We start from the raw sequence: 22,840 nt of genomic DNA on the forward strand, positions 1-22,840 counted from the left end.
GGTCTCTACGGTTGTTGACATGACTGAGCAGGGGGTCCGCTGGACAGCGGAACAGGTACTGGCTCTGGCTCCTGACGATGCCTCACGCAAGGCGGGAAGCAGACTCGGCGGGACGGGGCCGTGGTCGCAGATCGGAGGTTCCGCTTCCGGTTCTGTATGGGGGTTGTGCAAGGGCAGCGGCCGCACGCCGTACCGGACGGTCGTGGACCTGACGGGACCGGCATACAAGTGCTCTTGCCCGAGCCGGAAGTTCCCGTGCAAGCACGCGCTGGGGCTGCTGCTGCTCTGGTCCGCCGAGGGGGTGGGCGAGCCCGGGGAGGCGCCGGACTGGGCCGCGCAGTGGCTGGCGGACCGGGCGGCGAAGGCCGCCCGCCCGGCTGCCGGGGCGGCCGGTCCGGTGGACGCGGAAGCCGCGCGGAAGCGGGCCGAGCGGCGGGCCTCGCGGATCGGCGCGGGTGTCACCGAGCTGGAGCAGCGGCTGGCCGATGTGCTGCGCGGCGGCCTCGCGGGCCAGGAGCAGGCCGGATACGCGGCGTGGGAGGAGACGGCGGCCCGGATGGTGGACGCCCAGGCTCCGGGACTGGCGGGGCGGGTACGGGAGTTGGGGACGATACCCAGTTGCGGGCCCGGCTGGCCCGCCCGGATGCTGGAGGAGGCGGCGCTGCTGCACTTGCTGGACCGGGCCTGGCTCGGTGTGGCCGGGCTGCCCGAACAGCTGGCCGCGACGGTGCGCAGCCGAGTGGGACTGCCGGCCTCCGGGGAGGGGGAGGCCGTACGGGACCGCTGGCTGGTGCTGGCCCAGTACGACTCGGCGTCACCGGACGGCCGGCTCACCACCCGCCGGATATGGCTGCGCGGGCTGGCGGGCGGGCGGCCGGCCCTGGTGCTGGACTTCGGACCGCCCGGGCGGCCACCGGGGCTGGCGCTGCCCGTGGGGCTGGTGCTGGAGGCGGAGATCCGCTTCCGGCCCGGGTCGGCGGGGCTGCGGGCGGACCTCGGGGAGAGATTCGCGGCGGCCATGCCGTGCACGGAGGTTCCGGCCGGGGTGAGCACGGGGGCGGCGCTGGAGGCGTACGGGGCGGCACTGCGGGATGACCCGTGGCTGGAGTCCTGGCCTGTGGTGCTGGGCCCGGTGGTTCCGATACCGGGAGAGCTCGGCTGGCAGCTGGCGGACGCGGAGGGCACCTCCGCGTTGCCTGTGCCGCTCACGGGGACGGGCAGCCGGTCCCGCGGGGGCCTGTGGCAGCTGGCCGCACTGTCGGGCGGGGGTCCGGTGACGGTGTTCGGCGAATGCGGTCACCGGGGATTCACCCCGCTGACGGCCTGGCAGCCGGGCTCACCGGAGCCGGTGGCCCTGGGCTGACCGGGCCGGAAAACAAGGGAAAACGCTGGGGGCCTGGGGGGTCCTGTGTCCTCTCGCGAGGACGGCGGGAAGTACGCGGCGGCGCGGGGGCGCCGGCGTGTTGGCGACGAGAAGCCGGGGGGCTTGCATGAGCGACAACCACGCCAGTTGAGCGCAGTTGAACGAGTCGGACAGGTCGAGCAGGGCCGGCAGGCCGAGCAGGCCTGACGGGGCATGGACGGCTCCGGTCCCGCGGAGGGGGCGGGACCGGAGCGCGGGACACGGAGCGGGAAGAGCGGGGAGAGGGAGGGGCGCGATGGACAAGGGCGACGAGGGGTACGGGAACTGGGAGGAGCTGGTCGGCGCCGCACTGCTGGGCACCGAGCGGCGCGGGGGCGGGGGGCCGACCGGCTCTCCGGAGGCGCTGCTGGACGCGGCGGCCGTGCACGCCGTGCGGCGCCGGGCCGGGCTGCTGCCGGCCGAGGCGGGCCCGCGCCCGGAGCCCGCGCCCCGGGATCCACGGCCGGCGCCGCCGGAAGCGGCCCGGCGGCGGCTCGCGCAGCTGCTGGCGGGCCGCTCGGGTGCGGCCGCCAGTGGCGGGCGGAGGGGGGCCGCCCCGGATCTTACGGAGCTGCTGCCCCAGTGGCTGGCCGCCGCCCGGCGGCACGGCTACCGCTCACCGGCCTCGCTCCTCCCGGCGCTGCTGGACGCCGCCCGGGCGCGTACGGACCTGCGGCCGCACGCCCTGGCGTTGGCCGGGGTGCGGGGGTTGTGGCTGGCCCGGCTGAATCCGGACTGGCGGTTCGCCCTGCGGGGAGGGGCGACGGGCGCGGGGGAGCTCCCGGACGTGACCGACGCGGCGGGGGTGGAACGACTCTGGGAGGAGGGGCTGTTCGCGGAGCGGGTGGCGCTGCTGGGCGCCGTACGGGCACATGAGGCGGCGGCCGCGCCCCGCTTGCTGACGACGACCTGGACCACGGAACGGGCCGAGGACCGGCTGATGTTCCTCGACTCCCTGAGGGTGGGTCTGTCGGACGGGGACGAGCCGTTCCTGGAGGCGGCGCTCGGTGACCGCAGCCGCAATGTCCGCGCGACTGCCGCCGAATTGCTGTCGGCGCTGCCGCGCTCCGCGCTGGCGGGGCGGATGGCGGAGCGCGCGCTGGCCTGCGTGGGCCCGGAGGGGGTGACCCCGCCGGCCGAGTGCGATGCGGGGATGCTCCGCGACGGGGTGGTCAAGCGGCCGCCCGCCGGGCGGGGGGAGCGGGCGTGGTGGCTCGGCCAGCTGGTTGAGGCGGCTCCGCTGTCCTGCTGGCGGGAGCGGTTCGGGGGCCTCGGACCGGCGGAGATAGTGGCCCTGCCGATCGCCGGGGGCGAGGGCTGGACGGAGGAACTGCACGCGGCGTGGTGCCGGGCGGCGGTGCGCCAGCGTGACGCGGAGTGGTCGCGGGCGCTGCTCGGCCCGGCGTCCGCGCCACCCGCGGCGGGCCCGGGCACGGCCTCGCTGGCCGAGCGGGCCAAGCTGCTGTCGATCCTGCCGGACGCGGAGCGGGCGGCCTGGGTCGCGGAGTTCATACGTGCCCACGGACTCTCGGAGGCGTTCCAGTTGCTCGGGGTGTGCGTGGTGCCGTGGGCGGGGGCGCTGGGGCGGGCGGTCGTGGACGCGCTGGACATAGCCCGGGAAGCGGGCAGCTACCCGTGGAGCTTCAGCGGTGTGATGGGGCTGGCGGAACGCTGCCTCGACCCCGCGGAGGCCGGACGGCTGGAGGCGCTGACCGCTGCCGCGGAGGATCCGCGGGACGCGGTGCCGGGGGCTGCCGCGTACTGGGCGGAGGCCTTTCAGCGGCTGGTCGCCACGCTGCGGCTGCGCGAGGCCATGCTGGCGGAGCTGGCCGTGGCGGCCTGACGCCTCCCGGCGGGGGGTGCGGGGTGCGGGCCGCCGCTGCGCGGAGCTTCTCCCCGCCCCGCCCTTTCTCCGTTTCCCGGGCTCTGCCCGAACCCCCGCGCCTCAAACGCCGGCGGGGCTGAAATTGCCCCACGGGCAATCCAGCCCCGCCGGCGTTTGAGGCGCGGGGGTTCGGGGGCGGGGCCCCCGACAACGGCGGCGCGGCCGAATCCGGACCGGCTGCCGCCGGAGGCTACTGGCGGACGTTCGCGCGGACCCAGTCCACGATCGCGGTCGTCGTCGCGCCCGGGGTGAAGATTTCGGCCACGCCCTTGTCCTTGAGCGGAGCGATGTCAGCCTCCGGGATGATGCCGCCGCCGAAGACCTTGATGTCCTCCGCGTCGCGCTCCTTGAGCAGTTCGAGGACGCGGACGAACAGCGTGTTGTGGGCGCCGGAGAGGATCGAGAGGCCGATCGCGTCGGCGTCCTCCTGGATGGCGGTGTCCACGATTTGCTCGGGGGTCTGGTGCAGGCCCGTGTAGATGACCTCCATGCCCGCGTCCCGCAGCGCCCGAGCGATCACCTTGGCCCCGCGGTCGTGGCCGTCGAGACCCGGCTTGGCCACCACCACACGGATCGGACCGGTCACACCCATCGCACTGCCTCCCGAGTGAACGAACGTTAAGTACAGCATCGCGCACGCCACCGTTTCACGGTGAACCACGAGGGGGAAATCACACGTGGGACGGCATCGCGCCACCGTGCCGACAGCCGCACGGCACGGTGGCGCTACCGGCCGCGGTCCCAGAGGCTCAGGGGAGGCCAGGGGAGGCCGCGATGGGGCTGTCCGTGCCCGGAATGTCGTCGATACCCACCACCGGTGCCGCGTTACGGGCGGGCGCGCTGGAGGTGGTCGTGCTCGGCGGGCACCTCCTCCTCTATCCCACCGGAGTGCGCCAGGAGAAGGTCGACCCCGCCCCGCCTTCGGCACGGCCGCCCGTACTCCTCCTCCACGGGTTCACCGACAACCGCTCCGTCTTCGTCCTGCTGCGCCGCGCCCTCGGGGCCGGCGGCCTGCGGCACGTGGAGGCGTACAACTACTCGCCTTTCACCCGCGACCTGCGCGTCACCGCCCGCCACCTCGCCCGGCGCGTCGAGGAGCTGTGCGCGCGCACCGGGCAGGACCGGGTCGACCTCGTCGGGCACAGCCTTGGCGGGCTGGTCGGCCGGTACTACGTCCAGCGCCTCGGCGGTGACACCCGCGTCCGCACCCTCATCACGCTCGGCACTCCGCATTCGGGCACGGCGGTCGCCCCCTTCATGGACGCGCACCCGCTGGTCCGCCAGATGCGGCCGGACTCCGAGGTCATGACCGAACTGGCGCTGCCCGCGCCCGGCTGCGCCACCCGATGCGTCGCGTTCTGGAGCGAGTTCGACGCGGTGATGGCCCCGGTGGGGACGGCCAGGATCGAGCATCCGGACCTCCGCGTGGAGAACGTGCAGGTCACCGGGATCGGCCACCTCGCGCTCCCCGCACATCCCACCGTGATCGCCGCGGTCCGGCGGGCCCTCGACGGGCCCGGCGCGGCGATGGTCGCGGGCTCGGAAGCCGCGTCGGTCGCGTAGCCGTCGGACGGCTCGGAGTCGAACGGATTTCGAACTCAAGGCCAAGGGTGCGTCTTTCGGCGACCGAAAGGCGGCCGAATGCCCGGTTCCGGCAATCCGGAACCCCGCCGAAGATTGTCGATGCGAGTAACCGCCGGGTACAGTCACGCCACTGCTCTCCTCCGGTGAACTTCGAGTTCCCGGCCACCCAGGCCCCCGCTGCCGAGGCGAAAGAGAAGTTGGTGAACGACCGCCCCTCGTCGGGCCAGTACCCGGATCTCGGGTACGACGGCCTCGGCACCACCACTTTCGCTGGTGACTCGACCTACGTTTCCTATGAAACGCAGGGCCAGGGGGTCAACTACGCGGCCTACGGCTCCTATGAGACCGGCGCGTACGACACCACGGCATGGACCTCCCAGGACGGTTATCTGTCCACGATCCCGGCCCAGAGCATCCCCGAGGACACCACGGGGTCCTGGGACACGAACGCCTGGAACACGCCGAGCACGGACTACTCCGCGTACCAGGCGGCGCCTTCCTTCGGCTACGACACCTCGGCCGAGCAGACCGGACACTGGGCGATGCCGGGCTACGGCACCGAGACCGGCGCCTACGACGCCACCGCCTGGAACACGGCGGGCGGCGCGGGCGACACCGGCGGCACCACTGACTACACCGGCGGCACCACCGACTACACCGGCTACTCCGCCGAGTACCAGGGCTACGCATACGAGACGACGACCACCGAGGCCTACGCCTACGAGGTTCCCGTCGTCCCCGAGTCCGACACCTATGTCGAGACCTCCGTCTTCGAGGTCGTGGAGGCCTTCGAGGTCGCCGACGATCTCGGCTTCGACCCCGAGCCGGTTCCCGACGGCGTGCCCGAGGTCCACGACCTCCCCACCCAGGCCGTGCCGGTGACCTCCGTCCCGCGCTCCGCGCGCCGGGCCGCCCCCAAGGGCAACGCGAAGGCCAATGCCAAGGCGGCCAACGCCAAGGCCGGAAGCGCCAAGGCGGGCAACAGCCGTCGCCGCACCCCGGCGAAGCGTTCCGCCCTGCTGACCGTGGCCGTGCCCTCCGCCTGCGTGATGGGCGTCGCCGGTGTCGCGGCCGCCTCCGTCGGCGGGCTGACCGGCACGGAAAAGTCCTCCGAGGACACCACCACGATGGCCGCGCCCGACCCGGCCTCGGTGAAGCCGGTCGCGGCGAACACCAAGCTCGACACCCAGCTGGCAGCCCTCAGCGCCGACGCGGGCGACTTCGCGGACCGCGCGAGCCGCACGCAGGAGCGCATCGACCTGCGCGAGCGCCAGGAAGAGGAAAAGAAGAAGAAGGCGGAGGAGGCCGCGGCCAAGGAGGCGGCCCGCCCCAAGTTCGCGCTCCCCGTCTCGCAGCAGGGCCTCAGCGCCAGCTACGGCCAGTCCGGCGGCATGTGGATGTCCGTGCACACCGGCATCGACTTCCCGGTCTCCTACGGAACCCCGGTCATGGCCGCCACGGACGGCACCGTGCGCACGCAGTACAACAGCGCCTACGGGAACATGGCCATAGTCACCGCCCCCGACGGCACCGAGACCTGGTACTGCCACCTGAGCAGCACCAAGATCCGCGGCGGCAAGGTCAAGGCGGGCGACGTCATCGCCTACTCCGGCAACTCCGGCAACTCCACCGGCCCGCACCTCCACTTCGAGGTACGGCCCGGCGGCGGCAGCGCGATCGACCCCCTGTCGTGGCTCCGCAGCCACGGCCTGGACCCGAGGTAGCAGCGGCTACAGCTTCTGCACCGGCGCGTAGCGCAGGAGCAGCCGCTTCGGCTTGTCGTCCCCGAAGTCGATGGTGGCCTGCGCGTCCGAGCCCGCGCCCTTGACCTCCATGACGGTGCCCAGCCCGAACTGGTCGTGCGTGACCCGGTCCCCGACCACCAGGCCGATGACCGGCTTGTCGGCGGCCCGGCGCGTCGCGAATCCCGACGGGCCCGACTTCGTACGCGACGAGGACAGGAACGACTCCGGCGAGGTGCCGAACGAGGCCTTGCCGCCGCCCAGGCTCCGCATCGGGCCGGCCGGCTTCTGCGCGGCGCCCGTCCGCTTCCACTGCAGGTACTGCGCCGGGATCTCTTCCAGGAACCGCGACGGCGGGTTGTACGAGGGAGTGCCCCACGCGCTGCGCATGCTGGAGCGGGTCAGGTACAGCCGCTCGCGCGCCCGCGTAATGCCGACGTAGGCGAGGCGGCGCTCCTCCTCCAGCTCCTTGGTCTGGCCCAGCGCCCGCATGTGCGGGAAGACCCCGTCCTCCATGCCGGTCAGGAAGACCACCGGGAACTCCAGGCCCTTCGCCGTGTGCAGGGTCATCAGGGTGATGACGCCCGTGCCCTCGGTGTCCTCGTCCGGGATCTGGTCGGAGTCGGCGACGAGCGCGACCTGCTCCAGGAACTCGGCCAGGGTGCCCGGGCCGGGGGCCGGGGTGCCGTTCTCGGCCGCTTCGGTGGCCGCCGCCTCCCTGGCCTGCTCGAACTCCAGCGCCACGGCCGCGAGTTCCTGAAGGTTCTCGATCCGCGTCTCGTCCTGCGGGTCGGTCGAGGCCTGGAGCTCGGCGAGGTAACCGGTGCGCTCCAGCACCGCCTCCAGCACAACCGCGGGGCCTGCGCCGGAGTCGACGATGGTCCGCAGCTCCTCCATCAGCACGTTGAACCGCTTGACGGCGTTGGTCGAGCGCGCGGCCATGCCGAAGGCCTCGTCCACGCGCCGCAGCGCCTGCGGGAAGGTGATCTTCTCGCGGAGCGCGAGGGCACCGATCATCGCCTCGGCGCGCTCGCCGATGCCGCGCTTGGGTACGTTCAGGATGCGGCGCAGCGGGACGTCGTCCTCGGGGTTCGCGAGGACGCGCAGGTACGCGAGGACGTCGCGGACCTCCTTGCGCTCGTAGAACCGGACCCCGCCGACGACCTTGTAGGGCAGTCCGACGCGGATGAAGATCTCCTCGAACACGCGCGACTGGGCGTTGGTCCGGTAGAAGATCGCGACGTCGCCTGCCTTGGCGTCCCCGGCGTCCGTCAGCCGGTCGATCTCGTCGGCGACGAACTGGGCCTCGTCGTGTTCGGTGTCCGCGACGTAGCCGGTGATGACGGCGCCGGTGCCGGCCTGGGTCCACAGGTTCTTCGCGCGGCGGTTCTCGTTGCGCTCGATGACCGCGTTGGCGGCGGAGAGGATCGTCTGCGTGGAGCGGTAGTTCTGCTCCAGCAGGATCGTCGTCGCGTCCTTGTAGTCCTCTTCGAACTGGAGGATGTTGCGGATGGTCGCGCCGCGGAAGGCGTAGATCGACTGGTCGGCGTCACCCACCACGCACAGCTCGGCCGGGGCCAGGTCCGGGTAGCCGGTGCCGACCAGCTCGCGCACGAGCGTGTACTGGGCGTGGTTGGTGTCCTGGTACTCGTCGACGAGGACGTGCCGGAAGCGGCGCCGGTAGTGCTCGGCGACTTCCGGGAACGCCTGGAGCAGGTGGACCGTGGTCATGATGATGTCGTCGAAGTCGAGGGCGTTGGCCTCGCGCAGCCGCCCCTGGTACATCGCGTACGCCTGGGCGAGGGTCTTCTCGAAGCCGTCGGCCGCCTGCCCTGCGAAGGCGTCCTCGTCGATGAGCTCGTTCTTGAGGTTCGAGATCTTGGCGTTGAAGGACTTCGGCGGGAACTTCTTCGGGTCCAGGTCCAGGTCGCGGCAGACGAGCGCCATCAGACGCTTCGAGTCGGCCGCGTCGTAGATCGAGAACGACGAGGTGAAACCGAGCCGCTTGGACTCGCGGCGCAGGATGCGGACGCACGCGCTGTGGAAGGTGGAGACCCACATGGCGTTGGCGCGCGGGCCGACGAGGCCCTCGACGCGCTCCTTCATCTCACCGGCGGCCTTGTTGGTGAAGGTGATCGCCAGGATCTGGCCGGGGTGGACGTTCCGCGCGGACAGCAGGTGCCCGATGCGGTGCGTCAGCACGCGGGTCTTGCCGGAGCCGGCGCCGGCCACGATGAGCAGCGGGGAGCCCGCGTGCACCACGGCCGCGCGCTGCTCCTCGTTCAGCCCGTCCAGGAGCGTCGCCGGGTCGATGACGGGCTTGGGGGCGCCGTCCCGGTAGTACGCGTCCCCGCGCCCCCCACTGCCGTCGGCCACGTCGAACCTGCCCCCGAAGAGATCGTCCGCGCCCGGCTCGGGGGCGGCGTGGTCCTCGGGTGGCGGCGGGACCTCGTCGGAGGGGGTGAGGTCGGCCAGGAAGCTGTCGTCAAAGAGGCTGCTCATCGCATTCCGAGTCTAGGGGGCGGGACCGACAGCCGAGCACGAGTTCCAGCAGACCGGGGAAGCACTGGTCCAGGTCGTCTCGGCGCAGCGCGAGGTAGAGCTTGCGGCCGCGCGGCCGCTGACAGATCACTCCGCTCTCGCGCAGCGTCTTGAGGTGGTGCGTGACGCTCGACCTGGGCAGGTCCGGCACGACCTCACCGCAGAACGCCTCCTCCCCGGAGGCCAGCTTGCGGACGATCTCCAGTCGGACGGGATGCCCGAGCGCCGCCAGAACCTCGACCAGGTCGATGCGGTCGGTGGCGGGGTGGGTCAGCTCAGCAGCGGCAGCCATGTCCCCACTGTACGCAGATCTCGTACGGACATTGCCAGACCGTTCGAAGATCTCGTACAGTCCTGTCCGTACGAAATCTTCGTACGGTCACTTCGACGTGAGGACCCCCATGTCCGTCACCACCCCGCCCGTCACCACCCCGCTCGACGACGCAGCCCTCGCCGCCTCCCTCGACGGCGGCTTCACCAGCCGGCACGCCGAGGTCAACGGCACCCGCCTCCACTACGTGGAAGGCGGCAGCGGCGAAACACTCGTCCTCCTCGGCGGCTGGCCCCAGACCTGGTGGCAGTGGAACAAGGTGATGCCCGCACTGGCCCGCCGCTACCGGGTGATCGCCGTCGACCTGCGCGGCATGGGCGGCTCCGCCAAGCCCGAGGACGGCTACGACAAGAAGACGATGGCCGCCGACGTCCGCGCCCTCCTCGACCACCTCTCCATCGGGTCCGCGCACCTCGCCGGCCACGACATCGGCGCGATGGTCGCCTACGCCTTCGCCGCCAACCACCCCGAGGCCACCCGCCGCATCGCCCTGCTCGACGTCTTGCACCCCGACGACAGCTGGGCCCAGATGCCCCTGCTCCCCCGGTCCGACCTGTTCCACCTGTGGTGGTTCGCCTTCAACCAGGTGGAGGGCCTGCCCGAGCGTCTCCTGGAGGGCCGCTACCACCTCCTGCTGGACTGGCTGTTCGGGAACGCGGCCGTCGACCAGTCCTCGATCGACGTCCGTTCCCGCGCGGTGTACGCCCGCGCGTACGACTCCCCGGACGCGATCCGCGCCGGCAACGCCTGGTACCGCGCCTTCGGCCAGGACATCGCCGACCTCGCCGACTACACCCCCGTAGCCGCCCCGCTGCTCGCCCTCGGCGGCGAGTACAGCAACTACGAACAGCTGGTCGCCGCGGTCCCGGCGCTCGGCATCGACACCCGGGTCGTCCGGGTCGACGGCAGCGGCCACTACGTGCCGGAGGAACAGCCGGAGTTCGTAGTGGCCGAGTTGACCCGCTTCTTCGGCTGACCGGCACGTCGGTCACTCAGCGCCAGCGCCACGCCGGGCGGCCCCGGCGTGGCGCGTTCTCCCCGCTCACCCTCTGTACCAGCGGGAGTTGCCGGACCCGATGCCAACTCTCCGCCCCCACTGCTCCGTTCGTGGCGCACGAGTCGCCGGTTCGGCCCACCACACCTAGCGTCGAGCCGAAAGAGGTGCATTTCGCGCCTTTTCGACCCGGAGGATTCACCATGCGTGCGATACGTGTCGCGTCCGTCGCCCTGCTGTCCACCGCCGCCCTCGCGCTCGCCGCGCCCCTGGCCTCGGCCAACGACGGCGGGACCACGCCCAACGTGACGTCGTTCGGCTTCACCGTCTCCCCCGCCACCGTCGCCGCCGGCGGGACGGTCACCCTGAACGCCACCGGCTGCCAGGAGCCGCAGGTCAAGGTCTCCTCGGGCGTCTTCGACGCGGTCGAGCTCAACGAGGGCAAGTCCGCCACCGCCAAGGTCGACGTCGACGCCAAGGCCGGCGCGCAGTACGAGGTGACCTTCGACTGCAAGGGCGAGAAGGGCACCACCACCCTCACCGTCGCGGGCGCCGCCACCACCAAGCCGGGCGGGACCACGGCCCCCGACAAGGGCGTCAAGGCCGGCCTCGGCGGCGGCGCCGGAGGCGGTCTGAACACCTCGGCGATCGCGGTCGGTTCCGCGCTCCTCGCGGGCGCCGTCGGCGGCGGTGTGCTGCTGATGCGCCGCCGCGCCGACGGCAACGCCTGACCCGAGACTCCCCGGCCCGTCCGGCCGCCCCTGGCTGCCGGACGGGCCGGGGCCATGGCCCACACCCAGAGGCACAAGGAGGCACGGCCATGGCAGGCCCCGGTACCAAGCCCCGCAGCGGCTGGGGCGTCGTGGCCCTCGTCGCCCTCCTCGGCATCTACCTCCTCGGCAACGGCCTCGACGCGAACGGCGGCCCCCCGCAGCCCGCGCAGGCCGCGGGCCTGGTCAGCGACCCCGCCCACGACGCGGCGGCCCGCGCCCTCCCGCCGGCCCCCGCGCCGCTGAAGGCCTCCGCCCCGCGGCGGGTACGGATCCCCGCCCTGCGCGTCGACGCACCCGTCACCCGCGTCGGGCTCGACCCCGAGGGCTGGGTGGACGCCCCGCCCCCGCAGGAACGGAACCTCGCGGGCTGGTACGAGGGCTCCCCCACCCCCGGCTCCCGGGGCACGGCGGTGCTCGACGGCCACGTCGACAACAAGGAGGGCCCGGCGGTCTTCTACGAACTCGGCTCCCTCGAGCCGGGCCGGCACATCGAGGTGGACCGGGCGGACGGCCGTACCGCCGTGTTCACGGCGTACGGCGTCGAGGTGGTGAACAAGGACGACTTCCCGGCCGCCCGCGTCTACGGTCCCAAGGGCGAGGCCGAGCTCCGCGTGATCACCTGCGGCGGCGGATTCTCGAAGACGACGGGCTACGACGGCAACGTCGTCGTATTCGCCCGCCTGACCGAAGTCCGCGATTAGCCGCCCCGTACGCTCGGCGCCATGGACGTACTCATCAGTGTTTTCGTCGGCCTGCACATCATCGGGATCGCCTCGCTCCTCGGCGGCTTCCTCACCCAGATGAAGGCGATGAGCGCGGGCACCGCCCGCTTCGTGCCCGCGATGCTGCACGGCGCGCTCACCATGCTCGTCACCGGTGTGCTCCTGGTCGGCTTCCGCGAGATGGACGGCACCTCCGTCAACCACGTCAAGATCGGCGTGAAGCTCGCCGTCCTCTTCGTGGTCCTCGCCCTCGTCTACGTCAAGCGCGACGAGGAGCGGGTGGAGAAGGCCCTGTTCGGCGCGGTCGGCGGACTGACCATCGCCAATATCTTTATCGCCGTTCTCTGGCACTGATCACCACCGATCCACCACATCCGATCAGTTCGGGTCATCTCGTCATCGGCCCGTTACGTTCAGGTTTAGCGTCCTCCCCCAAGACCCAGCCGACAGGGGAAGGACGTGAGGCCCTCGTGGCCAGTCATCGAAAGCCCAGGCAGCGCCCGCTCTCCGGCGGCACGGTACGGACCACCGCCGCCACCCTCGCCCTCGCGGGCGCTGCCACCGCCACCGCCTTCGAAGGCACCTCCCAGGCCGACCCCGGCTCCACCCCCTCCCAGGTCAAGTCGGAGGTGGACCGGCTCTACCAGGAGGCCGAGGCCGCGACCGAGCGGTACAACGGGGCGAAGGAGAAGGCCGACGAGGCCGATCGCGCGCTGACCGCCCTGCGCGAGGAAACCGCCCGCAAGACCGACCAGCTCAACACCGCCCGCAGCGCCCTCGGTTCGCTCGCCGCAGGCCAGTACCGCAGCGGCTCGCTCGGCACCGCCGTACAGCTCGCGCTGGCGGCCGACCCGCAGGAGTACCTGGCCCAGGCCTCCTTCATCAGCCGCGCCCACGAACGCAACGCCGCCGGGATCAACACCGTGCGCCGCCGCCTCGACGAGGTCGGCAAGCTCCGGGAGCAGGCCGCCGGGCGGCTCACCGACCTCCGCGCCCGGCAGGACGAACTCGCCGAGCACAAGGCGGCGATCGAGGGCAAGCTCGATGCCGCCAAGCGCCTGCTGGCCAGGCTCACCGCCGAGCAGCGCGCCGCGTACGAGGCCCAGTCGGCCGGGAGCTCCCCCGCCGGACCGCGCACCACGAACACGACTCCGCCGCCGCCCGGATGGGGGCACCTCCCAGCGGTAGCTGGGGGAGGCTCCCGCGCGGCGCGCGCCGTGGCCTTCGCGTACGGGGCGATCGGGAAGCCGTACGTGTGGGGCGCGACGGGCCCTGGGTCCTTCGACTGCTCGGGCCTGACCCAGGCGGCCTGGCGCTCGGCGGGGGTTTCGCTGCCCCGCACCACCTACACCCAGATCAATGCCGGCCGGCGCGTCTCCCGCGGCGAACTGGCCCCCGGTGACCTGGTGTTCTTCTACTCCGGGGTGACCCACGTCGGGATGTACATCGGCAACGGCCAGATGATCCACGCCCCGCGCCCCGGCTCCACGGTCCGGTTGGCCCCGATCGACTCGATGCCCTGGGCGGGCGCCTCCCGCCCCGCGTGAGATCCGGACGACCCAGCGCTACGGCGCCTTGACCACGCCGCTCAGCCAGCCGAAGGTCTGCGGCAGCTGCTTGGACCACGCTTCGAGGTTGTGGCCGCCGACCACCTTCTCCGCGTGCACCGTGGTCGGGGCCTTCGCCAGGGCCTTGAGGTCCGTGCCGGACAGGTAGCCGTCGTGTTCGGCCCCCGACATCCACAGCGAGACCGCCGGCGGCGCGGGCGCGGCCTGGAGCACGGCCTTCAGGTTGTGCGTGCGGCGCAGTTCCGGATCCTGGGCCACCGGCGAGGAGGGCTCCTGGCCGGGGTCGTTGTAGCCGGAGAGGGAGACGGCCGCGCTGTAGCGGTCGGGGTGGGCGATGGCCAGTTTGGCGGCGCAGTAGGCGCCCGCCGAGTAGCCGGCGACGCCCCAGGTGCGGGAGTCCTCCGAGGCCCGGAAGTTGTCGACGACCATCTTGCGGACGTCGACGCTGAACCAGCTGTCGGCGTTGACCTTGCCGGGGATGTTGGCGCAGCCGGTGTCGCCGTTGCCGAGCAGCATGGCGCGCGGGGAGACGAGGATGAACGGCTGCACCTTGCCGCTCTTCATCAGCGGTTCCAGCACCTCGTGCGCCTTGAGCCCCTGGAACCAGGACTTGCCCGTGCCCGGGATGCCCGGGATCAGCTCGACGACCGGGAACTTCTTGTCCTTGTAGGCCGGGTCGTCGTACTGCGGCGGCAGCCACACCATGACGTCGCCCTTGACCCCGGATATCTTGCCGTCGACTTCGGTCTTCTTGACCCGCCCGCCGAGGCCGTCCACCGGCTGGAACTCCTGCAGCACCTTCGGCGCCTTCCCGACCTCCTCCGCCTTCTTCCCGCCGAGGCCGTCCGGGCCGAGGTCGGGGGCGGCGGTGACGTACTTCCCGGTGCCGAAGAGGTCGCCCCAGGACGTGTAGAAGTGCTCGGCCCGGTTGACCGCGACGAACACCACGGCGACGGCGGTGACCTGCGCGAACACCACCATGAGCGCCCGCGCGGCGACCCGTACGGCGACGGGGCCGCGGACCTTGCTCCACACGGCCAGCGGAAGGATGACGGCGATCGCGGTGAGCGCGATCGCCGTCACGAAGAAGGGTGTCCCCGTCAGGCTCATCACGCCACCCAAGAGGGCGGCGTGACGCGGCCCGGTTGCGCGATCAGCCTGCGGTGTGGATCACACCAGCCGGCGGGCCGTCGCCCAGCGGGTCAGTTCGTGGCGGTTGGAGAGCTGGAGCTTCCTGAGCACCGCCGAGACGTGCGATTCGACGGTCTTCACCGAGATGAAGAGCTGCTTGGCGATCTCCTTGTACGCGTATCCGCGCGCGATCAGCCGCAGCACCTCGCGCTCGCGCTGCGTCAGGCGGTCCAGGTCCTCGTCGACCGGCGGGGCGTCCGTCGAGGCGAAGGCGTCGAGCACGAAGCCGGCCAGCCGCGGCGAGAACACCGCGTCCCCGTCCTGCACCCGGAAGACCGAGTTCACCAGTTCGGTGCCGGTGATGGTCTTGGTGACGTAGCCGCGGGCGCCGCCCCGGATGACCCCGATGACGTCCTCGGCCGCGTCGGACACCGACAGCGCCAGGAATCTGACCGGGGCCTCGGCCGCCGCCATCAGCGGGGCGCAGCGGCGCAGCACCTCGACACCGCCGCCGCCGGGCAGGTGCACGTCGAGCAGGACCACCTCGGGTCGGGTGGCGGTGATGACGGTGACGGCCTGGTCGACGTCGGCCGCCTCGCCGACGACCTCGACCCCGGTCCGCTCGGTCTCGCCGATCTCGGCCTGTACGCCCGCGCGGAACATCCGGTGGTCGTCGACGAGCACGACCCGGACCCTGCGGGTCTCCTTCTCAGCGCTGTCCTCGGTCATGCCGCTTTCGCCGCCCTCTCCATCTCCAGCTCGACTTCCGTGCCGCCGTCGGGCGCGGACCGCAGTCGTGCGGTCCCGCCGTTGCGCTGCATCCGGCCGATGATCGATTCTCGTACGCCCATGCGGTCGTCCGGTACCGCGTCGATGTCGAAGCCCGGTCCCCGGTCCCGTACGGACACGAACACCGTCTGCCCCTCCACTTCGGCGTACACCTGTACCGGCCCGCCGTCGCCACCGTACTTGGCGGCGTTGACCATCGCCTCGCGCGCTGCCTGGATCTGTGCGGCCAGCTTCTCGTCGAGGGGGCAGTCACCGACGACCACGACCTCGATGGGCACCCCGTGATGGTCCTCGACCTCGGCGGCGATCTTCTTCACTGCGTCCGCGAGGGTGGCCGGTTCCTCGGCCTCGTCCTTGCCGGTGCCCTCGGGCTTGTACAGCCAGTTCCGCAGCTCCCGCTCCTGGGCGCGCGCGAGCCGGCGCACCTCCCCCACGTCCTCCGCGTTGCGCTGGATCAGGGTGAGGGTGTGCAGGACGGAGTCGTGGACGTGGGCGGCGACCTCGGCGCGCTCCTGGGCTCGGATGCGCATCAGGCGTTCCTCGGAGAGGTCCTGGGTCATCCGGATCAGCCAGGGTCCGGCGAGCAGGGCGATGCCGATGAGGACGGCGAGGGTGGCGGTGAGTACGTTGCCGAGCTGCGCGGCGGAGCCCCGTACGACGAGGAAGACGGTCAGCCCCACTCCGACGAGGGCGACTCCGGCGAGCGCCCGGACGAGCTGGAACACCCGGCCGCGGCCGGCGGCGGCATCGCCCCAGTGGGCGCGCCGCGCGTTGTCGGCCTGCCGCCACACGAGGACCACGCCCGCGCCGACCAGCAGGGTCGGCCACACGTAGCGCCCGGAGGTGCCGCCGATCTCGAGCTTGGCGATGAAGATCCACACGCCGACGAGGAGGACGACCAGCGCGAGCACCTGCCCCTTGTCGGGTCTGCGCAGGTGACGGCCGCCGTCGGCGAGGGTCTCGAAGAAGGAGCGGTTCTCGGCGCGGCCGCCGACGCCGAGCGGTACGAACACCCAGAACGCGGCGTACAGCATCACGCCGAGGCCGTCCCCGAACATGAACAGGCCGAGGAAGGTGAGCCGGACCCAGATCACGGGCAGGCCGAGGTGCCCGGCGAGACCCCGCGCGACTCCGCCGAGCATCCGGCCGTCGGCGCTGCGGTAGAGCTTGCGCGGCGGCGCCTCGTCGGTGTCGGGCACGTGGTGGGGAGCGGCGGCTACGGGCATGTCACCAAGGGTCACACGTGCGCGGGTGGCCGGGCATCAGGGCATCCCCCCATTCCGGTCGGGGGGATATCAGGGTTGCGCCAGGGTTCGGCCGGATGCCCGGGGCCGCCCGGGCCGGTCACCATGGACGCATGACCGAAGTACACGACGCCCCACCGACAGAACCCGGAGCCCCTCAGCCTCCAGATGCCCGGCCGCCCGTTCGCCGCAGCAAGGGGGACAAGGTCGTCGCGGGCGTGTGCGGGGGCCTGGGCCGGTACTTCGACCTGGATCCGGTGGTGTTCCGGATCGTCATCGGCGTGCTCACCTTCACCGGGGGCGTCGGCCTGATCTTCTACGGCTTCGCGTGGCTGCTCCTCCCGCAGGAGGGCGAGGAGGACAGCGAGGCGAAACGGCTGCTGACGGGCCGGGTCGAGGGTTCGACGCTGGCGGCGGTGTTCGCGGCCCTGGTGGGCTGCGCGCTGTTCCTGTCGATGCTGACCAACGGCGGGCTCGCGGTCTTCTCCGTACTGGTCATCCTGGCGCTCGGCGGCGCCTCCCACTGGTCGCGGCAGCGCCGGCAGGGCCAGACCCCCGAGGCCGAGGCCCCCGACGCGCAGCGCGCCGCGCATTCGCCCGCCCCGCCGGAGACGAAGGCGCCGCCGGCGCCCGGCGGCCCGTCCTGGTGGCGGGACCCGCTGGTCAAGGACGGCACCACCGGCCCCGTCGGGTCCACCGGCTACCTGTGGGGCCCCGCGGACACCGAGGACGCGACGCCGCGCACCGAGGCTCCGCGGGCGCCCGAGGCACCGGTCTACGCACCGGCCCGCCCGCGCGGCGGGATCGGCGGGCGGGTCTTCGTACTGGCCCTGCTGGCCGGGGGCATCGGCACCGCCTCCGTGTGGGAGGGGAGCACGCTGAGCCACGCCCTGCAGATCGGGCTCGCCGCGGCGCTGGCCGTCTTCGGCCTCGGCCTCGCGGTCAGCTCCGTCAAGGGCCGCACCGGCTTCGGCACGGTGCTGCTGGCGCTGATCACCGCCGGGCTGCTGGCGGGCGCCTCGGCGCTGCCGCGCGAGATCGGCACCGACTGGAAGCGGATCGACTGGCGGCCGGCCGCCGTGGCCGACGTACGGCCCGTGTACGAGGCGGGCACCGGGCTCGCCACCTTGGACCTGAGCCGGCTGGACGTCCCGAAGGGCGCCACGGTGAAGGTGCGCGCCTCCATCGACGCGGGGCGGCTCAAGGTGATCGTGCCCCGGGAGGTCACGGCGCGGGCCGACGTGTCGGTGAAGCTGGGCGACATCCACATGCCCGGCGAGACCAGCCAGGACGTACGCATCAAGAGCGGCGGCGAAACGCAGGCGGCGACCCTGCCGCCCGCAGCCGGCACCGAGGCCGGCGGGACGATCGAGCTGCACCTGAACGCGGGTGTGGGACAGGTGGAGGTGGCCCGTGCCGCGTCATGAGTTCCAGCCGGGACGGCTCCTCGCGGGGATCGTACTGCTGACCGCGGGGATCGTGTACCTCCTCGACGCGTCCGGCGAGGCCGACGTGCCGTGGTTCCTGGTCATCCCCATGGCCGTGGGCGGGCTCTGCCTCTCGTCGCTGGTCGGGATGGTGACCTACGCCGTCCGCAGGGACCGCCGGGACCGGATCAGCGAGTCCAGCGACAGATAGGGCGCCCCGGCGAGGATCAGCGGGGTCCAGGCCATCAGGTAGATCAGGTCGTTGCCGTAGTAGTACGGGGTCACCGCCCACGACACGGTGAGCCACAGGCTGAGCGAGATCAGCGCTCCGCCGACGGCCGCGATCCGGGTCAGCAGGCCGGCCAGCACTCCGAGGCCGACCAGCAGCTCGCCGATGGCGATGGCCACGGCGAAGCCGACGGGGGACTTCAGGGACAGGTCCACCAGGGCGGGGATCGCGGAGGTGTCGCGCACCCCGCTCATGATCTCGCCGATGGAGCCGGAGCCGGAGGCGGACAGGAAGGCCGAGTCGGTCAGCTTGTCCAGCCCCGCGTAGACGAAGGTCACGCCGAGGAAGATCCTCAGGGGCAGCAGGGCGTGGCGGGTGGCGAGGGCGCGGAGCCCCTCCGCTCCGGAGGGGACGTCAGTTCGGGTATGGGTCACGCGACATGTGTACCCCCATCACTCGGCCACGTCGATGGTGCATCGGTTGGATTCCACTCCTGCGGCGGTGACCACCTGGATCTCGATCCGCCCCGGTTCCACTTCCGCGGGCACCGGCACGGTGAGCACCGCGTCGGAGGGGTTGGTGAACCCGCCCGCCACCGGGACCAGCGGAACGTGCACGTGGACCGCCCCGATCCGTACGACCAAACGGGCCAGCATCTCCGGCGTCTGCGCCCCGGGCGGTACGAAGCCCACGCCCCGGATCTCGATGTCGTCCCCGGGGCGGACGGCGGCGTCCAGGTCCCCGGGCTCCCGTCTGCGGACCACCGACAGCACGAGCGGCCGGCTGCCCTCCGCGTACTTCGCCGCCAGGTACACCGCCGCCGACAGCGCCACCAGCAGGGCCAGCGCCCACGGCAGCTGCGGGAGCCGTTCGGGGAAGCGGGCCATCGACACCCCCGCGTAGGCCAGCACCACCGTGCAGACCAGTACGTACTGCGCGTCCGGGAAGCTGCCGCGCCCGGCGTCGTCCGTCAGCAGGTCCACCCCGCGCGGCCGGTCGGCGGGCAGCTTCTGCAGCCGCTGCCCCATGATCCGTACGGTGACCACCCGGCGCACCAGCACTGCCACCGCCGAGGTCAGCGACACCACCGCCAGCAGCGGCAGCGCCCGGTCCAGCGCCAGCCCCGCGTACAGGGCCTGGCGATCCGGGCCCGGCGAGGAGGCCGCCAGCCGCAGCGCCGGCAGCAGCGCCGCGAAGGCCGTCAGCACGACCCAGGCGCTCGCCGTCGCCTTCGAGGTGGACAGCCGGTTGTCCTCGCCGACCAGCGGGGCCAGCAGCCCGCCGCGCACCGACTGGGCGCGCGCCCCGACCGTCAGCAGCCCGGCCAGGACCAGGGCGGCCAGCAGTCCGGCGGTGCGGGCCGCGGACCAGCCGGTGCCGAGCGCGGTGCCGACCTGGACCAGCAGCAGGACCCCGGCGGCGATCCACACGGCGAGGACGGCCCGCCGGGAGAACAGGTACAGCCAGGAGTTCCCGGCCTCCCGGCCCCGGTCGGCGACCGTGCGGGCCGACAGGGTCAGCTCGTCGGAGACCCACTGGCGGGACGCGCCGAGGGAGTGCGCCACGGCGGCCGGCACCCCCTGCCCGGAGGCGAACTCGTCGCGCTTCTCCAGGAACGCGGCGACCGCTCGCCGGTGCCCCTCCCGGGCGCACTCCTCACAGCCACAGGCGGCCGTATGGGTACCCCGGGACATCTCTTGGACAGCCACGTGCGTGCCGCCTCTCTGAACTACGGTGCGATGCCAGCGAATTGTGCACCACTGCGGCAGTGCTCCGGATTGCGCACGATGTCAGAGCAGGTGATTAACCGTTCATGATGTTGACGCCACCTCTTCGCGCAGCGGCTGGTAGCTCACCCAGGCGGCCAGATCGGACCCGAACCGCTCCCGGGTGGCGACCGCCGCGCGGTGGTCGATCGGCACCGGTTTCCCGGCCGCGCGGGCGATCAGCTGCACCTGCGCCGCCCGCTCCGCCGCGATGAACCACCAGGCCGCCGCGTCCACCGAGTCCCCGACCGTCAGCAGTCCCCGGTTGCGCAGGACCAGCGCCTTGTACGGGCCCAGCGCGTGCGCGATCCGGCCCGGATCGTCCGCCCCGGTGAACTCGTCCAGCAGCGCGTGGTCCTCGTAGAAGGCGCAGGCCTCCTGGCTGATCGGGGCGAGCAGTTCGCCCAGCGCCGCGAGCGCGCGGCCGTACGGTGCCTGCGTGCGCACGACGGCGACCGCGCCGGGGCGTGCCCGGTGGACGGCGGCGTGCACGGCGAAGGCCAGCTCGTTGACCCGGCGGCCGCCCCGGAGCACCCGCCCGTCCCCGTCGACCAGCAGCAGGTCGTCGACGGTGAGGGTGGTGAAGGCCCGCCCGAACGGGTTCACCCAGTAGCAGTCCTCGAACTCGGGGTCCCGCGCGGTGATCTGCCCGCCCACCCCGTCCTCGTATCCGAGCCGCCCCAACAGCCGCAGCGCCCCGGCGAGCCGTTCCTTGCGGTGGGCGCGCGCCGCCTCGACGGTGTCGTGCACGGGCGGCATCTCGAAGCCGAGCCGCTCCACGGGCACGGGTACGGGCTGGTCCGGCATGGGGCGCTCCTCCGACGGCTCGGCTCGACTCGCGGCGCAAGGTACCCGCGCCCCTGCCAAGTGGCCATAGGAACGACGGAGCCGCCGCTCCCCGGGGAGCGGCGGCTTCGTCTCACGTCCGGGTGGGACGGGTGGGGACTACTCCCACTCGATGGTGCCCGGGGGCTTGCTCGTGCAGTCGAGGACCACGCGGTTGACCTCCGGCACCTCGTTGGTGATGCGGGTGGAGATCCGGGCGAGCACCTCGTACGGCATGCGCGTCCAGTCCGCGGTCATCGCGTCCTCGGAGGAGACGGGGCGCAGCACGATCGGGTGGCCGTAGGTACGGCCGTCGCCCTGCACGCCGACGCTGCGGACGTCGGCCAGCAGCACGACCGGGCACTGCCAGATCTCGCGGTCCAGGCCGGCCGCGGTGAGCTCGTGGCGGGCGATGGCGTCGGCCTCGCGCAGCAGGTCCAGGCGCTCCTTGGTGACCTCGCCGACGATGCGGATGCCGAGGCCGGGGCCGGGGAAGGGCTGGCGCTGGACGATCTCGTCGGGCAGGCCGAGCTCCTGGCCGACCATCCGGACCTCGTCCTTGAACAGCTGGCGCAGCGGCTCGACGAGCTCGAACTCGATGTCGTCGGGGAGGCCGCCCACGTTGTGGTGGGACTTGATGTTCGCGGTGCCGGTGCCGCCGCCGGACTCGACGACGTCCGGGTACAGGGTGCCCTGCACCAGGAAGGCGACCGCGGGGCCCTCCTCCTGGAGGATCTCCAGCTGCGCCTGCTCGAAGACGCGGATGAACTCGCGGCCGATGATCTTCCGCTTGGTCTCCGGGTCGGAGACGCCGGCGAGCGCGTTCAGGAAGCGTTCCTGCGCGTCGACGACCTTCAGCTGCACGCCGGTGGCGGCGACGAAGTCCTTCTCGACCTGCTCGGTCTCGCCCTTGCGCATCAGGCCGTGGTCGACGTAGACGCAGGTCAGCTGCGACCCGATGGCCTTCTGCACGAGCGCCGCGGCGACCGCGGAGTCCACGCCGCCGGAGAGGCCGCAGATGGCGCGCTTGTCGCCGACCTGCTCGCGGATGGCCGCGACCTGCTCCTCGACGATGTTGCCGGTGGTCCAGGTGGGCTTCAGGCCGGCGCCGCGGTAGAGGAAGTGCTCCAGGACCTGCTGGCCGTGCGTGGAGTGCATCACCTCGGGGTGGTACTGCACGCCGTACAGCTTCTTCTCGTCGTTCTCGAAGGCCGCGACCGGGACGACGTTCGTCGACGCGGTGACGGTGAAGCCCTCGGGAGCGGCGGAGCAGGCGTCGCCGTGGGACATCCACACCGACTGGTTCTCGGGAGTGCCCTCGAAGAGGGTCGACCCGGCCTTGGAGACGGCCAGCGGGGTGCGGCCGTACTCGCGGGCACCGGTGTTGTCGACCTGTCCGCCGAGGACGGTCGCCATCAGCTGGAAGCCGTAGCACATGCCGAAGACGGGGATCCCGGCCTCGAACAGGGCGTGGTCGAGCTGCGGGGCACCCTCTTCGTACACGGAGGACGGTCCGCCGGAGAGGATGATCGCCTTGGGGTTCTTGGCCAGCATCTCGTCGACGGGCATCGAGCTCGGCACGATCTCGCTGTAGACCCGTGCCTCGCGGACGCGGCGGGCGATGAGCTGGGCGTACTGGGCGCCGAAGTCGACGACGAGAACCGTGTCCGGGGCGCTGTCGTGGGCGGCGGAGGGTGCTTCTGGCACGGGGCGGCCTTCCGGCGGAAGAGGAGGTTGTTTTGTCGATTCTAACGGGGGACGTAGGGCCCTCTTCGTCTCACCATCCGAACTTGCTTGGCCCGGAGCGGGAGGGAGGGCAATAATCCCTTCCGTGCGCAAGCAGCTGAGCTTCCTCTTTACCTATGGCACCGGTCGGTCCGGTCGCCA

At 72.3% G+C, this 22,840-nt stretch carries 21 protein-coding genes; 11 read left to right on the forward strand and 10 right to left on the reverse strand.

Annotation, left to right across the window (positions count from 1 at the left end):
• Positions 1-19: 19 nt before the first annotated feature.
• Together OG625_RS14900 and OG625_RS14905 are read left to right on the forward strand one after the other, a co-directional pair.
• Complete coding sequence (locus OG625_RS14900) at positions 20-1,363, forward strand: SWIM zinc finger family protein (protein WP_329380441.1); 1,344 nt, start codon at positions 20-22, stop codon at positions 1,361-1,363.
• A gap of 295 nt (positions 1,364-1,658) precedes the next feature.
• Positions 1,659-3,245, forward strand: a complete 1,587-nt coding sequence (locus tag OG625_RS14905) for a DUF5691 domain-containing protein (protein ID WP_329380444.1) — start codon at positions 1,659-1,661, stop codon at positions 3,243-3,245.
• Positions 3,246-3,477: 232 nt separating this feature from the next.
• Here the strand turns inward: OG625_RS14905 and OG625_RS14910 are convergent, their stop codons facing one another.
• Complete coding sequence (locus OG625_RS14910; protein ID WP_329380447.1) at positions 3,478-3,879, reverse strand: cobalamin B12-binding domain-containing protein; 402 nt, start codon at positions 3,877-3,879, stop codon at positions 3,478-3,480.
• A 182-nt stretch (positions 3,880-4,061) separates the two neighbouring features.
• Here OG625_RS14910 and OG625_RS14915 point away from each other — a divergent pair, with 182 nt between their 5' ends.
• Together OG625_RS14915 and OG625_RS14920 are read left to right on the forward strand one after the other, a co-directional pair.
• Positions 4,062-4,850: an esterase/lipase family protein gene (locus tag OG625_RS14915; RefSeq protein ID WP_329380450.1), complete on the forward strand. Its 789-nt coding sequence runs from the start codon at positions 4,062-4,064 to the stop codon at positions 4,848-4,850.
• Positions 4,851-5,014: 164 nt separating this feature from the next.
• The gene (locus tag OG625_RS14920) at positions 5,015-6,595 is read left to right on the forward strand and encodes a M23 family metallopeptidase (protein WP_329380452.1); all 1,581 of its coding nucleotides are present in this window, start codon (positions 5,015-5,017) and stop codon (positions 6,593-6,595) included.
• Between the two features lie 6 nt (positions 6,596-6,601).
• Here OG625_RS14920 and pcrA read toward each other — a convergent pair whose 3' ends face one another.
• Positions 6,602-9,115, reverse strand: coding sequence for a DNA helicase PcrA (gene pcrA / locus OG625_RS14925; RefSeq protein WP_329380456.1), 2,514 nt, complete (start codon positions 9,113-9,115; stop codon positions 6,602-6,604).
• Positions 9,099-9,446, reverse strand: coding sequence for an ArsR/SmtB family transcription factor (locus OG625_RS14930; RefSeq protein ID WP_329380459.1), 348 nt, complete (start codon positions 9,444-9,446; stop codon positions 9,099-9,101). The genes pcrA and OG625_RS14930 overlap by 17 nt, the downstream gene beginning before the upstream one ends.
• Before the next feature lie 109 nt (positions 9,447-9,555).
• On the opposite strand from OG625_RS14930, the gene OG625_RS14935 reads away from it, so the two are divergent.
• From OG625_RS14935 to OG625_RS14955, 5 genes are all read left to right on the forward strand, one after another.
• Positions 9,556-10,461, forward strand: a complete 906-nt coding sequence (locus OG625_RS14935; RefSeq protein ID WP_329380462.1) for an alpha/beta fold hydrolase — start codon at positions 9,556-9,558, stop codon at positions 10,459-10,461.
• Between the two features lie 221 nt (positions 10,462-10,682).
• Positions 10,683-11,210, forward strand: coding sequence for a hypothetical protein (locus OG625_RS14940; RefSeq protein WP_329380465.1), 528 nt, complete (start codon positions 10,683-10,685; stop codon positions 11,208-11,210).
• Positions 11,211-11,299: 89 nt separating this feature from the next.
• Complete coding sequence (locus tag OG625_RS14945) at positions 11,300-11,953, forward strand: class F sortase (protein WP_329380468.1); 654 nt, start codon at positions 11,300-11,302, stop codon at positions 11,951-11,953.
• Between the two features lie 21 nt (positions 11,954-11,974).
• The gene (locus OG625_RS14950; RefSeq protein WP_329380471.1) at positions 11,975-12,328 is read left to right on the forward strand and encodes a hypothetical protein; all 354 of its coding nucleotides are present in this window, start codon (positions 11,975-11,977) and stop codon (positions 12,326-12,328) included.
• Between the two features lie 116 nt (positions 12,329-12,444).
• On the forward strand, positions 12,445-13,521 hold the full coding sequence (locus OG625_RS14955; RefSeq protein ID WP_329380474.1) for a C40 family peptidase: 1,077 nt from the start codon (positions 12,445-12,447) through the stop codon (positions 13,519-13,521).
• 18 nt (positions 13,522-13,539) lie between these two features.
• Here the strand turns inward: OG625_RS14955 and OG625_RS14960 are convergent, their stop codons facing one another.
• Genes OG625_RS14960 through OG625_RS14970 form a run of 3 tightly spaced genes read right to left on the reverse strand, consistent with a single transcriptional unit; the run spans position 13,540 to position 16,688 of the window.
• On the reverse strand, positions 13,540-14,652 hold the full coding sequence (locus OG625_RS14960; RefSeq protein WP_329380477.1) for an alpha/beta hydrolase: 1,113 nt from the start codon (positions 14,650-14,652) through the stop codon (positions 13,540-13,542).
• Positions 14,653-14,712: 60 nt separating this feature from the next.
• A complete protein-coding gene (locus OG625_RS14965; RefSeq protein ID WP_329380479.1) occupies positions 14,713-15,402 on the reverse strand; it encodes a response regulator transcription factor in 690 nt (229 codons plus the stop codon).
• Entirely contained in the window at positions 15,399-16,688 is a 1,290-nt protein-coding gene (locus OG625_RS14970) for an ATP-binding protein (protein ID WP_329380481.1), read from the reverse strand. Before OG625_RS14970 ends, OG625_RS14965 begins: the two co-directional genes overlap by 4 nt.
• 131 nt (positions 16,689-16,819) lie before the next feature.
• Between OG625_RS14970 and OG625_RS14975 the strand changes: the two genes are divergently transcribed.
• Both OG625_RS14975 and OG625_RS14980 read left to right on the forward strand, forming a co-directional pair.
• Positions 16,820-18,133: a PspC domain-containing protein gene (locus tag OG625_RS14975; protein ID WP_329380483.1), complete on the forward strand. Its 1,314-nt coding sequence runs from the start codon at positions 16,820-16,822 to the stop codon at positions 18,131-18,133.
• A complete protein-coding gene (locus OG625_RS14980) occupies positions 18,120-18,344 on the forward strand; it encodes a hypothetical protein (RefSeq protein WP_329380486.1) in 225 nt (74 codons plus the stop codon). The genes OG625_RS14975 and OG625_RS14980 overlap by 14 nt, the downstream gene beginning before the upstream one ends.
• Here OG625_RS14980 and OG625_RS14985 read toward each other — a convergent pair.
• The 4 genes from OG625_RS14985 to guaA form a co-directional block, all read right to left on the reverse strand.
• Positions 18,290-18,796 (reverse strand): DoxX family protein, encoded by a 507-nt coding sequence (locus tag OG625_RS14985; RefSeq protein WP_329380487.1) that lies wholly within the window; start codon positions 18,794-18,796, stop codon positions 18,290-18,292. The two genes, OG625_RS14980 and OG625_RS14985, sit on opposite strands and share 55 nt — an antisense overlap.
• Before the next feature lie 18 nt (positions 18,797-18,814).
• Positions 18,815-20,071, reverse strand: coding sequence for a hypothetical protein (locus OG625_RS14990; protein WP_329380489.1), 1,257 nt, complete (start codon positions 20,069-20,071; stop codon positions 18,815-18,817).
• A gap of 102 nt (positions 20,072-20,173) precedes the next feature.
• Positions 20,174-20,935: a class II aldolase/adducin family protein gene (locus OG625_RS14995; RefSeq protein ID WP_329380491.1), complete on the reverse strand. Its 762-nt coding sequence runs from the start codon at positions 20,933-20,935 to the stop codon at positions 20,174-20,176.
• Positions 20,936-21,073: 138 nt separating this feature from the next.
• Positions 21,074-22,660, reverse strand: a complete 1,587-nt coding sequence (guaA, locus tag OG625_RS15000; RefSeq protein ID WP_329380494.1) for a glutamine-hydrolyzing GMP synthase — start codon at positions 22,658-22,660, stop codon at positions 21,074-21,076.
• Positions 22,661-22,840 lie beyond the last annotated feature (180 nt).

Source organism: Streptomyces sp. NBC_01351 (assembly GCF_036237315.1).
In the GTDB taxonomy this organism is placed as follows: domain Bacteria; phylum Actinomycetota; class Actinomycetes; order Streptomycetales; family Streptomycetaceae; genus Streptomyces.